Here is a 14,292-nt window from a genome sequence, read left to right as displayed (position 1 = left end):
TGCTGCAATGCGGTGAATCCCGACTTTAACCGTGACGCGCGCTAAAGTCCCGCATGAAGTTCACCAGCACATCCACAGCGTCCTGCGGCACGGCGTTGTACAGCGACGCGCGCATGCCGCCCACGGCCTTGTGTCCCTTGAGGGCCAGCAATCCCGCCGCGGCGGATTCAGCGAGGAACGCGGCATCCAGCGCACTGTCGTGCAGGGTGAAAGGCACGTTCATCCGCGAGCGCGAGGCCACGGCCACCGGGCTGCGATAGAAACCGCCCGAGCCGTCGATCGCGGCATACAGCGTGGCGGCCTTGCGCGCATTGCGTTCGCCCATCGCTTCGAGGCCGCCCTGATCTTCCAGCCACTCGAACGTGAGCCCCGCGAGATACCAGCCCCACGTATTGGGCGTGTTGAGCATCGAATCGTTGGCGGCGTGCTCGGCGTACCGGAAGATCTTCGCCATGGGCCGGCCTTCGCGGGCCAGCAGATCGTCGCGGATGATCATCACCACCAGGCCGGATGGCCCGATGTTCTTCTGCGCACCGGCATAGATCAGGCCGAAGCGCGATACATCGACCGGCCGGCTGAGGATGTTCGACGACATGTCCGCCACCAGTGGCACATCGCCCGCGTCGGGCACGTCGTGGAACTCCACGCCGTGGATGGTCTCGTTGGGCGTGTAGTGCAGGTAGGCAGCGCGAGGATCGAGCTGCCAGGTGTCGCGCGCCGGCAGGGCCAGGTACTGGGCGTCTTCCGAGGTGGCGGCCACGCGGGCGGTGAGGTAAGGCGACGCTTCGCGCACCGCTTTCTCGCCCCAGTGGCCCGTCACGATGTAATCGGCCGATGCATCGGCCCCGGCCAGGTTCATGGGGATCTGCGCGAAGTGCTGCGTGGCCCCGCCTTGCAGGAACAGCACCGTGTAGCCCTCGGGCACCGCCATCAGCCGGCGCAGGCGCGCTTCGGCACTGGCCGCCAGGGCCATGAAGTCCTTGCCGCGGTGGGACAGTTCCATCACGGAGGCGCCGGTGCCGTTCCAGTCGAGCAGTTCCGACTGGGCGCGGCGCAGCACCGCTTCCGGCAGGGCCGCCGGGCCTGCGCTGAAGTTCCAGGCTCTTGTCATGCTCGATGCACCCTCGGGAAGGAAACCCCGATTATGCGCCCGCTTCAGAGCTTGACGAACAGCACCAGCGCGATACCCACGGCAAGCAACGCCGCGGTGAGGATCAGCCACCAGACGTCGCCGCGTGCGCCGGCGGCGTCTTCGCTGCCGAGGTCGACCGTGGGAGCCGGCTCGGGCAGCACCACCGGTGGCTCCGCCGACCAGCCCGGGGCATCGACAACGAAGCGATGCGCGGCCAGGCCGATCTGGTCGCCCGGCTGCAGCACCGCGCGCACGGCGGTGATGCCGTTGACGCGTACGGCATGGCGCGCCGGAACGCGTGAGCCATCGAGGATCAGCTCGCCGTCCTCCCACGCCAGCACCAGCAGGGCGACATCGTTGCCGGGCAATTCGAGCGGCAAGGCACCATGCGTGGCGCCCAGCTCGAGACGATCGCCCACGGTAATGACACGGCCGGACAAGGGGCCGGCCACCGGCCGCAACGCGACGGTGCAACGGGCGTCCGTCGGCTCCACGGTGGGCCGGGCGTCGAGGTCGGCATCGTCGCGAAGCAACATGCGGCAGTCGCCCAGCGACAGGCTGTCGCCGGGGCGCAGGATCGCGCGTTCACGCACGGGGCGGGCGTTGACGTAGACGCGCCCCGTGGACGGGGCCACCTCGAGCACCATGCCGCGACGGTCGCGATGAAGGGTGACGTGCCGGGCGGCCACGTGGTTTTCGGACACGACCAGGTCGTTATCCTCGCCACGGCCGATCGTGAGCACGGGCCGTGACCAGTGGAAATCACCGCGAGCCGAGCTGACGAATTCGATGCGCATGGAGGAACCGGGACGTTGACGAAGTAACTTTAGCAGAGTGCGCTATCTGTTTGACCCAGAAGGTGTCGATGAAGGTGTAGACGCGGCGTGATGCCCCGCCCCGCAAAGCTTGGCGCCCCGCCCTGCTAGACTTCGCCGCTTTCAGCGCAGAGGGTGCTCCGATGGCAAGAATCGATATCCGCCGCCCGCATGGCAGGACCGTCGCGGAAGCACGCGCCGTGGTTGAGAAAGTGGCCACCCGCATGAGCGAGAAGTTCGGCACCGAGGGCCGTTGGGACGGCGACACGATGAGCTTCGCCCGTTCCGGGGTAAAGGGCGCCATCGCCGTGTCGCCCTCCGATGTGCATGTCACCGCCGAGCTGGGCATGCTGTTCTCGCCCCTGAAGGGCACCATCGAGGAAGAGATCCGGAAGAAGCTGGACGAGCACTTCGCCTGAGCCTTCGCAACGCCCCATGGGCTGGCCCGGGCCGGCCCGCTATGGCATACTAAGGGACTTATGCGGCCATTTCGGCCGTTCATCGACCCGGAACACATGGCAAAAGACGACGTCATCGAAATGGAAGGCACGGTCCAGGAGACCCTGCCCAACACCATGTTCCGCGTGCAGCTCGAGAACGGGCACGTCATTACTGCCCACATCTCCGGCCGCATGCGCAAGCATTACATCCGCATCCTCACCGGCGACAAGGTGAAGGTCGAGATGACCCCCTACGACCTGACCAAGGGTCGTATCACGTACCGCATGAAGTAAGCGGCGCGCTCGTCGCCCCGCTTCACCGGTCACGGATAAAAAAAGCCGCGCTAAGCGCGGCTTTTTTTCGTGCCCGAACCCTACCCGGCAGGAGCGCACGATGTGCGCGATTGCGGATTACCTCGGAATACGGCATCGCCGCTTCGTTGGTTTTTCGCGCACATCGTGCGCTCCTACGGAAGCAGATATCGCACCTGGAGGAAGCGCGCGCCTGGCCTGTGCCAGACGCGCGCCTCGGTCACGCCGTGGCCGTGGCCGGCTCCGCCGACTCGGTTTCCACGTGCAACTCGTCGCCCTCGACCGAGAGGGTAACCTTGCCGCCATCGGCCAGCTTGCCGAACAGCAGTTCGTCGGCCAGCGCGCGCTTCACCTTGTCCTGGATCACGCGGGCCATCGGGCGGGCGCCCATCTGCGGATCGAAGCCATGTTCCGCCAGCCAGCGGCGAGCTTCCGGCGTCACATCCACGCTCACCTTCTTCTCCGCCAGCTGCGCTTCCAGCTCGATCAGGAACTTGTCCACGACGCGCAGGATGTGGTCGAAGTCCAGCGCATTGAACTGGATGACCGCGTCCAGGCGGTTGCGGAACTCCGGCGTGAACAGGCGACGGATGGTCTCCATGGCGTCCGGCGCGTGGTTCTGCTTGACGAAGCCAATGCCGCGACGCGAGGCCAGCTGCGCACCCGCGTTGGTGGTCATCACGATGATCACGTTCTTGAAGTTGGCTTCGCGACCGTTGGTATCGGTCAGCACGCCGCGATCCATGACCTGCAGCAGGATGTTGTACACATCCGGATGGGCCTTCTCGATTTCGTCCAGCAGCAGCACGCAGTGCGGATGCTTGGTGATCTGCTCGGTCAGCAGGCCGCCCTGGTCGAAGCCGACGTAGCCCGGAGGCGCACCGACCAGGCGCGACACGGAATGGGCCTCCATGTACTCGGACATGTCGAAGCGCACCATCTCGATGCCCAGCTGCATGGCGAGCTGGCGGGTCACTTCCGTCTTGCCGACGCCCGTAGGGCCGGCGAGCAGGAAGCTGCCGATCGGCTTGGACGGATCGCCCAGGCCGGAACGCGCCATCTTGATCGACGAGGCCAGGGCCTCGATCGCCCCGTCCTGGCCGAACACCACCATCTTGAGGTTGCGCTCCAGGTTACGCAGCACGTCGCGATCCGACGCCGAGACCTGCTTGGCCGGGATACGCGCCATCTTGGCCACGATGTATTCGATTTCCGGCACGTCGACCTTGCCCGTGCGCTCTTCCTCGGGCAGCAGGCGCTGGCGGGCACCGGCTTCGTCGATGACGTCGATGGCCTTGTCGGGCAGCAGGCGGTCGGGGATGTGCTTGACCGACAGGTCCACGGCCGCACGCAGGGCCTCACCGGTGTATTCCACCGAGTGGTGCTCTTCGAATCGGGTCTTCAGGCCCTTGAGGATCTCGATCGAGTCGGCCACGGTGGGCTCGACCACGTCGATCTTCTGGAAACGGCGCGCCAGCGCCCTGTCCTTCTCGAACACCCCACGGAATTCCTGGAAGGTGGTCGAGCCGATGCAGCGCAGTTCACCCGAGGCCAGCATCGGCTTGATCAGGTTCGACGCGTCCATCGTGCCGCCCGATGCCGAGCCCGCACCGATGATGGTGTGGATCTCGTCGATGAAGAGGATGGAATTGGGCTGCTTCTTGAGCTGGCCGATGACGGCTTTCAGCCGCTTCTCGAAATCGCCGCGGTACTTGGTACCGGCCACGAGGGCGCCCAGGTCCAGCGACCAGATGGTGCAGTCCTCCAGCACTTCGGGGACCTGCCCCTCGACGATGCGCTTGGCCAGGCCTTCCGCCAGGGCGGTCTTGCCCACGCCGGCCTCGCCCACGTAGAGCGGGTTGTTCTTGCGCCGGCGGCAGAGCACCTGGATGGTGCGCTCCACTTCGTCCTGGCGACCGATCAGGGGGTCGATCTTGCCCTGCACCGCCAGTTCGTTGAGGTTGGCGGCGTATTCGCTGAGCGGGTTGCCCTTGCCTTCGCCACTCTCTTCCCCCTCGCGCTCGGGGCTTTGCGCAGCCGCGGCGGCTTCATCGCCGATCTTGGCGATGCCGTGGGAGATGTAATTGACCACGTCCAGGCGGGTGATTTCCTGCTGATGCAGGAAATAGACCGCGTGGGAGTCTTTTTCGCCGAAGATCGCCACCAGCACGTTGGCGCCGGTGACTTCCTTTCGGCCCGACGACTGCACGTGGTACACGGCGCGCTGCAAGACCCGCTGGAAACCCAGCGTGGGCTGCGTGTCGCGCTCGTCACCGGCCGGCAGCACCGGCACGGTTTCGGCGACGATGCGCTGCAGATCGGCCGAAAGCCTCGGCAGATCGACGCCGCAGGCACGCAGGGCGGCCAAAGCGGACGTGTTTTCAGTGAGCGCAAGCAGCAGGTGCTCGACGGTCATGAATTCGTGGCGCTGCTCACGGGCCTGCTTGTAGCAGTGCCCGATGGTGACTTCGAGATCCTTGCTGAACATACGGACCGTCTCCGATAGATGTGGGCGGCAGGGACCAGCCCCTTCGTCTTGCCGCATGAACACCAGATGGGGTAGCGCTTACATTTTTTCCATAGTGCACAACAGCGGATGCTGATTGGCCCGCGCGTACTCGTTGACCTGCGTCACCTTGGTTTCTGCCACTTCGCGAGTGAACACGCCGCACACGCCCTTGCCGCGGGTATGCACGTGGAGCATGACCTGCACGGCCCGCTCCTGGTCCATGCCGAAGAAACTGCGTAACACCTCGATCACGAAATCCATGGGGGTGAAGTCATCATTGAGCAAAACGACCTGGAAAAGGGGCGGTCTTGCCGTTTCCGGACGGACGGTCTCGACCGCCAGCCCGTGGCCGCGATCGCTTTCCTGATCGTGTTCGTGTTCCTGGGACATTAATTGAGAACCTGTCGGTGCGCGATTCGATTATATACACCGGAATTCGACCGCCCTCCGGCTCGATTTCCACAGGTGATGGCACAATATGCCTTTTTCCAGAGCCAGCCCGATCACGACGCCCATGCCGCCGACACCTTCCCAGCCCGAAAACGTCTGGCGCCCCCGTGCCACGGTGGCGTGCGTGGTCGCCCGTGGCGACCGCTACCTGATCGTCGAGGAGGATGTCTTCGGCGAAGTGGCCTACAACCAGCCGGCCGGGCACCTCGATCCGGGCGAGAGCCTGCAGGCCGCGGCCATCCGCGAAACCCTGGAGGAAACGGGGCACACCATCGTCCTGGACCACTTCCTCGGCGTGTGGCAGTGGGCCAGCCCGGAACATGGCGAACAGGTGCTGCGCTTCGGTTTCGCGGGTCATGTGGAGTCATACGATGCGGACCGTCCCCTGGATGAGGGCATCCGTCGGGCGATCTGGCTGCGCCGCGACGAAATAGAAGCCCTGGGGCCCCGCCTGCGCAGTCCGCTGGTGCTCGAAACCATCGATGCCTGGCGGGAGGGGCGCCGCCTGCCCCTGGATACCGTGAACTGCCGGTTGCCGGGCGTAGACGCGTGAAGGTGATCCTGGGCGTTTCCGGCGGCGTGGACTCCTCGGTCGCGGCCCTCCTGCTCCAGCAGGCGGGCCACGACGTGGAAGGCATGTTCATGCAGAACTGGGAAGAGGACGACCGCTCGGGCCCCTGCACCACCGACGACGACCGCCGGGACGCCGTGGCCGTCTGCGGCCGCCTGGGCATTCCGTTCCACGCAAGAAATTTCGCCGGCGAATACTGGGACGGCGTGTTCGCCTACTTCCTGGCCGAATACGCCGCGGGACGCACGCCGAACCCGGACGTGTTGTGCAACCGGGAAATCAAGTTCAAGACCTTCCTGGACCATGCCCAGGCCCTGGGCGCCGAGAAGATCGCCACCGGCCACTACGCGCGCGTGGATTACCGCGACGGCCGCTATCGCCTGCTTCGCGCCGTGGATGCCGCCAAGGACCAGAGCTACTTCCTGCATGCGCTGGGCCAGAAGCAACTCGGCGCCACGCTGTTTCCCGTGGGCGAGATCGAGAAACCGCTGGTCCGCCAGATGGCCCGCGATGCCGCGCTGCCGACGCACGCCAAGAAGGATTCCACGGGCATCTGCTTCATCGGCGAGCGCGATTTCCGGGCCTTCCTCTCGGCCTACCTGCCGGCCCGGCCGGGCGCCATGGTGGATCCCGAGGGACGTGTCATCGGCGAGCACCAGGGCGTGATGTACTACACACTGGGCCAGCGCAACGGCCTGGGCATCGGCGGCCGGGCGGATGCACCGAACGAGCCCTGGTACGTGGTCGGCAAGGATGTGACTGCCAATACGCTCATCGTGGCCCAGGGCGGCGAGAACCGCTGGCTGCAGTCCACCCGCCTGAGCGCCGGCGAGGCCACCTGGGTGGCGGGCGAGCCCCCGGCGGCGAGCTTCCGCTGCACGGCCAAGACCCGTTACCGCCAGTCGGACCAGGCTTGCCACGTGGAAGTGAGCGGCGCCAGCGTGCACGTGCGCTTCGACGATCCCCAGCGCGCGGTCACCCCCGGCCAGTCCGTCGTGTTCTACGACGATGAAACCTGCCTCGGCGGCGCCGTGATCGACGCCACCGATGCCATCTACGGCGGCCTGGCGTGAGCCGCGCCGTCTCCTTTTCCAGGCTTTGCGAATGAACGAAGAACGCGTGCTCGCCCTTGCGGGTGTTTTCCAGGGCGCCTCGCTGGCCCAGCAGCTGGCCACCGAGGGCCGCTGCGACGACGTGGCGTTCGAAGCGAGCATCGGCAGCGTGTTCCGCATCGATGCCGACTCGGTGGCCTCGGTGTACGGCGGGGTGGGCAAGGTGCGCCGTGGCCTGCGTACGCTGGTGTCCCAGTTCGAGGACGCCACCCGCGACGTCGCCGTCATGCGCATGGCGATCACCGTGCTGCGGCTGGAGCGCTCGCTGTCACGCAACCGCGCCCTGCTCGATCGCCTGCGCGAGGGCATCGTGGCCACGCAACGGCAGGTGGAGCATTTCGGGATCGAGCATCCCAACGTGGCCGCCCGGCTGGCCGAGGTCTACGCCGGCACCCTGTCCACCCTGAAGCCCCGCGTCATGGTGACCGGCAACCCCACCCACCTGCAGCAGAAGGGCAACGTGGACCGGGTACGCGCCGCGTTGCTGGCGTCGGTACGCTCGGCCGTGCTCTACCACCAGATCGGCGGCCGGCAATGGCACCTGCTGATCTACCGCAAGCAATGCGCGATGCTGGCCCGCGGCCTGCTGACCGGATCGACGCTCGACGACGGGGGTTAAAAAGGCCATGTAGGAGCGCACGATGTGCGCGAAAAGCCAACGAAGCGGCGACGCGACATCCCACAACGCGTGCCGATCATTGGTCATGAGGGACCCGGATCGCGCACATCGTGCGCTCCTACTGGACGTAACAGGGTGGGGGTAGGAGCGCACGATGTGCGCGAAAAACCCGACAGGGCGCTTAGCCCGTGGCGGCATCCAGCCCTGGGATGGTCCGCGCCAGCTCGCGTAGCAGGTCGCGGAAGCGGTCCAGGTCGTCGCGCCAGGGCGTGGCGCTGCGCCAGTAGAGGGCGATATGCCGGCCGGGTCGCGCGGCGTCCACGCCGGCCAGCACCACGTTGCGGATGGAGCCCAGGCGCTCGTGCGCCAGGATCGGCACCAGGGTGTAGCCGCCGCGCATGGCCACCAGGGTGGCCAGGCTTTCCAGGCTGACGTCCTGGATGCGCTCGGGTCGCGCCGCGCCGGCCATGCCCAGGTCGGACACGCCGTTGCCGTGGCTTTCCGCCATGAGGGTAGCTTCCGCCGCGTCCAGCTCGGTCAGGGCGATGGCGGCGCGTCCGGCCAGCGGATGCGCCGCGTTGAGCAGCAACTCATAGGGCTCGAAGAACAGCGGCGCCGATTCCAGCCCGGTGGCCGTGACGCTGGGCGGCGCGAGCACGGCATCCAGCTCGCCCTCGTGCAAGCGCCGCAGCAGGCCGCGTGGCTTGCCTTCGGAGATGGTCAGCCGCGCGCCCGGGAAGCGCTGCGGGAACGGCTCGATGAAATGGGGCAGCAGGTAGGGCCCGAGGGTGGAAGGCACGCCCAGCCGCAGTTCGCCACCGAAAGCGACATCGCCGGCGCGTGCCGCGTGCTCCAGGTGCTCGGCGGAGCCCAGCACCGCCTCGATGAAGCCCAGCAGGCGCTGTCCGCCTACGGTGGCCACCACACGGCGGCCGCCGCGCTCGAACAGGGGCGCGCCCAGGGCCTGCTCCACCTTCTGCACCTGGTGCGACAGGCCCGAGGGGCTGATGTGCATGGCCCGCGCGGCACCGGTGAAGCTGCCTTCCCGGGCCACGGCCTGGACCAGGGCGAGGTCGCGCAGCGACACCGACGAGAGGGCCATCGATATCATCGAACGCTGCGTGCCATCAAATACGTTTGCACCCATCCGCCTGCCGCTCCATCCTTTCGCCGCCGAATCATCGCCCGGCCATGCCCCGAAGCCCGCCATTCTAGCCCGACGCCAGAACCGTGGCGGTCGCACAGGGGCAGCGGACTGCGCGATAATCGACGCTTTGGCGGACGCCCTCGGGGGTTTCGCCGGCCTCCCCAGCTAAAGAACGTCACGCCAGGAGTACAGCATGAAAGACTCGTTCTCGGTACGAGACAGCATCGAAGTCAACGGCAAGCGGCACACCATCGCCAGCCTGGCCAAGTTCGGCGAACAGCACGATATCAAGCGCCTGCCGTACTCCATGAAGATCCTGCTGGAAAACCTGCTCCGCCAGGAAGACGGCGTGAACGTCACCACCAAGGAAATCGAGGCGGTGGCCAAGTGGGATGCCAAGGCCGAGCCCGACACCGAGATCTCCTTCATGCCGGCGCGCGTGGTCCTGCAAGATTTCACCGGCGTTCCCTGCGTGGTCGACCTGGCCGCCATGCGCGACGCCGTCGCCAAGCTGGGCGGTGACCCGAACAAGATCAACCCGCTGGCGCCGGCCGAACTGGTCATCGACCACTCGGTGCAGGTCGACGCGTTCGGCTCGTCCAGTGCGCTGGAAGAGAACGTCGCGATCGAGTTCGAGCGCAACCAGGAGCGTTACTCCTTCCTGCGCTGGGGCCAGAAGGCCTTCAACAACTTCAAGGTCGTGCCGCCGCGCACGGGCATCGTCCACCAGGTCAACCTGGAGAACCTGGCCCGCGTCGTGTTCACCAATGAAGTGGACGGCGAGTCGTTCGCCTACCCGGATACCGTGTTCGGCACCGATTCGCACACCACGATGATCAACGGCATCGGCGTGCTGGGCTGGGGCGTGGGCGGCATCGAGGCCGAGGCGGCCATGCTCGGCCAGCCGTCGTCCATGCTGATCCCGCAGGTCGTCGGCTTCCGCCTGAAGGGCAAGCTGCCGGAAGGCGTCACCGCCACCGACCTCGTCCTCACCGTGACCCAGATGCTGCGCAAGCTCGGCGTCGTCGGCAAGTTCGTCGAGTTCTTCGGCAACGGCCTGCAGAACCTGCCGCTGGCCGATCGCGCCACCATCGCCAACATGGCCCCGGAATACGGCGCCACCTGCGGCATCTTCCCGATCGACCAGGAAGCACTGAACTACATGCGCCTGTCCGGCCGCGACGAGGCGCAGATCGCGCTGGTCGAGACCTACGCCAAGGCGCAGAACCTCTGGCACGACGCCGACACGCCGGAAGCCGAGTTCACCACCGTGCTCGAGCTCGACCTCGCCGACGTCCGCCCGTCGCTCGCCGGCCCGAAGCGTCCGCAGGATCGCGTGCTGCTGGAAGGCGTGCAGCAGAGCTTCCTCGACGTGGTCGGCTCGCTCACCGCCAACCGCAAGCCGAAGAGCCACGGCGAAGCCAGCTTCAGCAACGAAGGCGGCGGCACCGCGGTCGGCAACGAAGCCAACAACGTCGGTGAAGACGGCGGCGTGCTGGTCGAGAAGGACGGCACCTCGTTCCGCATCAACGACGGCTCGGTGGTCATCGCCGCGATCACCTCGTGCACCAACACCTCCAACCCGGCCGTCATGCTCGCCGCCGGCCTGCTGGCGAAGAAGGCCGCCGCGCGTGGCCTCACCTCCAAGCCCTGGGTCAAGCCCTCGCTCGGGCCGGGCTCGCTCGTGGTCACCGAATACCTGAAGAAGACCGGCCTGCTCGCGGAGCTGGAGAAGGTCAACTTCTACGTGGTCGGCTACGGCTGCACCACCTGCATCGGCAACTCCGGCCCGCTGCCGGCCGAGATCAGCAAGGGTATCGCCGAGGGCGACCTCGCCGTGGCGTCCGTGCTGTCGGGTAACCGCAACTTCGAAGGCCGCGTCCACCCGGAAGTGAAGATGAACTACCTGGCCTCGCCGCCGCTGGTGGTCGCCTACGCGCTGGCCGGCACGCTCAACATCGACCTGACCAAGGATCCGATCGCCAACGGCAGCGACGGCCAGCCCGTGTACCTGAAGGACATCTGGCCGAGCAACCAGGAAATCTCCGACGCCATCGCGGGTGCGATCAACCCGCAGATGTTCAAGGACAGCTACGCCGACGTCTTCAAGGGCGACAGCCGCTGGAACCAGATCGCCTCGCCGGATGGCCAGACGTACGCCTGGGACGATTCGACCTACATCAAGAACCCGCCCTACTTCGACGGCATGTCCGCCGAGGCCGGCACCATCGAGGACATCCACGGTGCCCGCGCCATGGGTATCTTCGGCGACTCGATCACCACCGACCACATCTCGCCGGCCGGCTCGATCAAGAAGGACAGCCCGGCGGGCCGCTTCCTGATCTCGCGTGGCGTCGAGCCGAAGGACTTCAACTCCTACGGTTCGCGTCGCGGCAACGACGACGTGATGGTGCGCGGCACGTTCGCCAACATCCGCATCAAGAACCTGATGCTGGACGGCGTCGAAGGTGGCTTCACCAAGTACATCCCGACCGGCGAAGAGATGGCGATCTACGACGCCGCCATGAAGTACAAGGCCGACGGCACGCCGCTGGTGGTCCTGGCCGGCAAGGAATACGGCACCGGTTCGTCGCGTGACTGGGCGGCCAAGGGCACCCTGCTGCTCGGCGTCAAGGCCGTCATCACCGAGAGCTTCGAGCGCATCCACCGCTCCAACCTGGTCGGCATGGGCGTGCTGCCCTGCCAGTTCCAGGAAGGCGAGAACGCGCAGACGCTGGGCCTGAAGGGCGACGAAGTGTTCGACATCACCGGCCTCAACGGCGGCGAGTCGAAGACCGCGACGGTCAAGGCCACGCGCCCGGACGGCTCGGTCAAGGAGTTCACCGTGAAGGTGCTGCTGCTGACCCCGAAGGAGCGCGAGTTCTTCCGCCACGGCGGCATCCTGCAGTACGTGCTGCGCCAGCTGGCGAAGGCGGCCTGAGGGTTTTCTAGCCCGATCGGCATGTAAAAAACGCATCGCCCACATCGTGGGCTCCTACAGGGACGCCGTATGGCACCGTGTAGGAGCCCACGATGTGGGCGATGTCGTTTAAACCGTATGACCACCACGACATGGGCGACCCCATCCACGCCACGCCCACGTAGGAGGCCACGATGTCGGCGATCCCCGCCACGCCACACACCACGACGTGGCCCAACGCAACGCGCCCGACGACGCCGTCTCCCCGCCTGTTTCACGTTGCATTGCGGCTTGCCGCTATACGCAGGCGTATGCTCCAATGCCGCGATCGTACGACGATTGCCGTGCGTCACGTCACACTACGGAGCCCGTCCGATCCATGAGCATTGAGCGTCCCTGGCTTGCCCACTACCCGGCCGGTGTCCCGGCCGAGGTCGACATCGACGGTTACTCCTCGGTCGCTGCCGTTTTCGAAGAATCCTTTAAGAAATTTCGTGACCGCCCCGCGTTCTCGAACTTCGGCAAGGTCCTGACCTACGGGCAGCTCGACGAACTCTCCGCGGCCTTCGCCGGCTTTCTCTCCGGCGAGATGGGTCTGAAGCAGGGCGACCGCATCGCCATCATGCTGCCCAATCTCCTGCAGTACCCCATCGCCCTGTTCGGTGCGTTGCGCCTCGGCCTCACGGTGGTCAACACCAATCCGCTGTACACCGCGCGGGAACTGCACCACCAGTTGGAAGACTCCGGTGCCAAGGCGCTGGTCGTGCTGGACAACTTCGCCGCCACCGCGCAGCACGCGCTGGACGGCACCAAGGTACAGAAGGTGATCACCACGGCCGTGGGCGACATGGTCGGCTTCCCCAAGGGCAACATCATCAATTTCGTGGTGAAGAGCATCCGCAAGGAAGTGCCGCCCTTCCGCATCCCGCAGGCCATCCGCTTCAAGGATGCGCTGGCCAGGGGCAAGGCGCATGCGCTGCCCGCCGTCACGATCAAGCCGGACGACCTGGCATTCCTGCAGTACACCGGCGGCACTACCGGCGTGGCCAAGGGCGCGATGCTCACCCACCGCAACATGGTCGCCAACATGCTGCAGACGCGCCCGTGGGTGGCCGGCTTCGCCAAACTCGGCGAAGAAACGGTGATCACCGCGCTGCCGCTGTACCACATCTTTTCGCTCACGGTGAACTGCCTGATCTTCGCCAGCCTGGGCGGCCTGAACCACCTGATCACCAACCCGCGCGACATGAAGGGCTTCGTCAAGGAACTGCGCAAGACGAAGTTCACCGCGATCACCGGCGTCAACACGCTGTTCAACGGCCTGCTCAACACGCCGGGTTTCGACCAGGTCGATTTTTCGCACCTGCACCTGGCCATGGCCGGCGGCATGGCCTTGCAACGCTCCGTGGCCGATCGCTGGCAGAAGGTCACCGGGCGCGTCATCATCGAAGGCTACGGCCTGACGGAAACCTCCCCCGTCGCGTTCGCCAACCGCGTGGACGTGACCGGCTACACCGGCGCCATCGGTTACCCCATCCCGAATACCGACGCCCAGATCCGTGGCGAAGACGACCGCGTGCTGCCCGTGGGCGAGGCTGGCGAGCTCTGCATCAAGGGCCCGCAGGTGATGAAGGGCTACTGGAACCAGGTCGAGGAAACCAGCAAGGCGATCGACGCCGACGGCTGGCTGCGTACCGGCGATATCGCCAAGATGGACGAGAACGGCCAGGCCTTCATCGTCGACCGCAAGAAGGACATGATCCTGGTCTCGGGCTTCAACGTGTACCCGAACGAGATCGAGGACATCGTCGCCCGCCACCCCGGCGTTAATGAGGTAGCGGCCGTCGGCATCGACGACGAGCACTCGGGCGAAGTGGTGAAGCTGTTCGTGGTCCGCAAGGACCCGTCGCTGACCGAGGAAGCCCTGCGCGAGTATTGCCGGGAAAACCTCACCGGCTACAAGCGTCCCAAGCAGATCGAGTTCCGCGACGCCCTGCCGAAGACGAACGTCGGCAAGATCCTTCGCCGCGAACTGCGCGACGAGGATCGCCGCAAGCGCGCCAAGGCCTGACCCTGCAAGCGTTCGCGCGCGAACCGACAAACGGCGACGGCAACCGTAAACGCAAACGCCATGCGTAGGAGCAACTGTCTTTTTCAGGCCTCTACCGTTCCGTGCCATGGAGTCTGATCGCGGACCATGGCGTTGAGGGTGATGAGCAGTTTGCGCATGCAGGCCACGATGGCCACCTTCGGAGGCTTGCCTCG

At 66.1% G+C, this 14,292-nt stretch carries 12 protein-coding genes and 1 pseudogene; 7 read left to right on the top strand and 6 right to left on the bottom strand.

Annotated elements, in window-relative coordinates:
- Nucleotides 1-25 precede the first annotated feature (25 nt).
- Both serC and ACVKN3_RS18065 read right to left on the bottom strand, forming a co-directional pair.
- A complete protein-coding gene (serC, locus tag ACVKN3_RS18070) occupies nt 26-1,111 on the bottom strand; it encodes a 3-phosphoserine/phosphohydroxythreonine transaminase (RefSeq protein ID WP_285402075.1) in 1,086 nt (361 codons plus the stop codon).
- Between the two features lie 44 nt (nt 1,112-1,155).
- On the bottom strand, nt 1,156-1,929 hold the full coding sequence (locus tag ACVKN3_RS18065) for an FHA domain-containing protein (protein ID WP_354517131.1): 774 nt from the start codon (nt 1,927-1,929) through the stop codon (nt 1,156-1,158).
- 161 nt (nt 1,930-2,090) lie between these two features.
- On the opposite strand from ACVKN3_RS18065, the gene ACVKN3_RS18060 reads away from it, so the two are divergent.
- Nucleotides 2,091-2,366, top strand: a complete 276-nt coding sequence (locus ACVKN3_RS18060; RefSeq protein WP_354517129.1) for a polyhydroxyalkanoic acid system family protein — start codon at nt 2,091-2,093, stop codon at nt 2,364-2,366.
- Between the two features lie 96 nt (nt 2,367-2,462).
- Nucleotides 2,463-2,681, top strand: a complete 219-nt coding sequence (gene infA / locus ACVKN3_RS18055) for a translation initiation factor IF-1 (RefSeq protein WP_019466733.1) — start codon at nt 2,463-2,465, stop codon at nt 2,679-2,681.
- Between the two features lie 238 nt (nt 2,682-2,919).
- Here the strand turns inward: infA and clpA are convergent, their stop codons facing one another.
- Entirely contained in the window at nt 2,920-5,187 is a 2,268-nt protein-coding gene (gene clpA, locus ACVKN3_RS18050) for an ATP-dependent Clp protease ATP-binding subunit ClpA (RefSeq protein ID WP_285402054.1), read from the bottom strand.
- A gap of 78 nt (nt 5,188-5,265) precedes the next feature.
- Nucleotides 5,266-5,598 (bottom strand): ATP-dependent Clp protease adapter ClpS, encoded by a 333-nt coding sequence (clpS, locus tag ACVKN3_RS18045; RefSeq protein ID WP_036140598.1) that lies wholly within the window; start codon nt 5,596-5,598, stop codon nt 5,266-5,268.
- 88 nt (nt 5,599-5,686) lie between these two features.
- Here clpS and ACVKN3_RS18040 point away from each other — a divergent pair, with 88 nt between their 5' ends.
- The 3 genes from ACVKN3_RS18040 to hflD are packed head-to-tail and all read left to right on the top strand — an operon-like array spanning nt 5,687 to nt 7,960.
- Complete coding sequence (locus ACVKN3_RS18040; protein ID WP_354517126.1) at nt 5,687-6,211, top strand: NUDIX hydrolase; 525 nt, start codon at nt 5,687-5,689, stop codon at nt 6,209-6,211.
- Complete coding sequence (gene mnmA, locus ACVKN3_RS18035) at nt 6,208-7,302, top strand: tRNA 2-thiouridine(34) synthase MnmA (protein ID WP_354517125.1); 1,095 nt, start codon at nt 6,208-6,210, stop codon at nt 7,300-7,302. The genes ACVKN3_RS18040 and mnmA overlap by 4 nt, the downstream gene beginning before the upstream one ends.
- Before the next feature lie 31 nt (nt 7,303-7,333).
- Nucleotides 7,334-7,960 (top strand): high frequency lysogenization protein HflD, encoded by a 627-nt coding sequence (gene hflD / locus ACVKN3_RS18030; protein ID WP_285402049.1) that lies wholly within the window; start codon nt 7,334-7,336, stop codon nt 7,958-7,960.
- Between the two features lie 181 nt (nt 7,961-8,141).
- Here the strand turns inward: hflD and ACVKN3_RS18025 are convergent, their stop codons facing one another.
- Entirely contained in the window at nt 8,142-9,071 is a 930-nt protein-coding gene (locus tag ACVKN3_RS18025) for a LysR family transcriptional regulator (protein WP_354517122.1), read from the bottom strand.
- Between the two features lie 229 nt (nt 9,072-9,300).
- On the opposite strand from ACVKN3_RS18025, the gene acnA reads away from it, so the two are divergent.
- Together acnA and ACVKN3_RS18015 are read left to right on the top strand one after the other, a co-directional pair.
- Nucleotides 9,301-12,048: an aconitate hydratase AcnA gene (acnA, locus tag ACVKN3_RS18020; protein ID WP_354517120.1), complete on the top strand. Its 2,748-nt coding sequence runs from the start codon at nt 9,301-9,303 to the stop codon at nt 12,046-12,048.
- Nucleotides 12,049-12,406: 358 nt separating this feature from the next.
- Entirely contained in the window at nt 12,407-14,098 is a 1,692-nt protein-coding gene (locus tag ACVKN3_RS18015; protein WP_354517118.1) for an AMP-binding protein, read from the top strand.
- 83 nt (nt 14,099-14,181) lie between these two features.
- On the opposite strand, the pseudogene ACVKN3_RS18010 reads toward ACVKN3_RS18015, so the two are convergent.
- A pseudogene (locus ACVKN3_RS18010) lies at nt 14,182-14,292 on the bottom strand (IS110-like element ISRfsp2 family transposase); the annotation flags it as partial.

The organism is Luteibacter sp. PvP120 (genome assembly GCF_054055715.1).
Note: the sequence above shows the minus strand (reverse complement) of the source record. Positions and strands in the feature narration are given on the sequence as shown.

Bases quoted from the DNA above. Each gene is read 5' to 3' on its own strand.
- serC (WP_285402075.1), bottom strand. From the start codon at position 1,111: ATGACAAGAGCCTGGAACTTCAGCGCAGGCCCGGCGGCCCTGCCGGAA.
- ACVKN3_RS18065 (WP_354517131.1), bottom strand. From the start codon at position 1,929: ATGCGCATCGAATTCGTCAGCTCGGCTCGCGGTGATTTCCACTGGTCA.
- ACVKN3_RS18060 (WP_354517129.1), top strand. From the start codon at position 2,091: ATGGCAAGAATCGATATCCGCCGCCCGCATGGCAGGACCGTCGCGGAA.
- infA (WP_019466733.1), top strand. From the start codon at position 2,463: ATGGCAAAAGACGACGTCATCGAAATGGAAGGCACGGTCCAGGAGACC.
- clpA (WP_285402054.1), bottom strand. From the start codon at position 5,187: ATGTTCAGCAAGGATCTCGAAGTCACCATCGGGCACTGCTACAAGCAG.
- clpS (WP_036140598.1), bottom strand. From the start codon at position 5,598: ATGTCCCAGGAACACGAACACGATCAGGAAAGCGATCGCGGCCACGGG.
- ACVKN3_RS18040 (WP_354517126.1), top strand. From the start codon at position 5,687: ATGCCTTTTTCCAGAGCCAGCCCGATCACGACGCCCATGCCGCCGACA.
- hflD (WP_285402049.1), top strand. From the start codon at position 7,334: ATGAACGAAGAACGCGTGCTCGCCCTTGCGGGTGTTTTCCAGGGCGCC.
- ACVKN3_RS18025 (WP_354517122.1), bottom strand. From the start codon at position 9,071: ATGATATCGATGGCCCTCTCGTCGGTGTCGCTGCGCGACCTCGCCCTG.
- acnA (WP_354517120.1), top strand. From the start codon at position 9,301: ATGAAAGACTCGTTCTCGGTACGAGACAGCATCGAAGTCAACGGCAAG.
- ACVKN3_RS18015 (WP_354517118.1), top strand. From the start codon at position 12,407: ATGAGCATTGAGCGTCCCTGGCTTGCCCACTACCCGGCCGGTGTCCCG.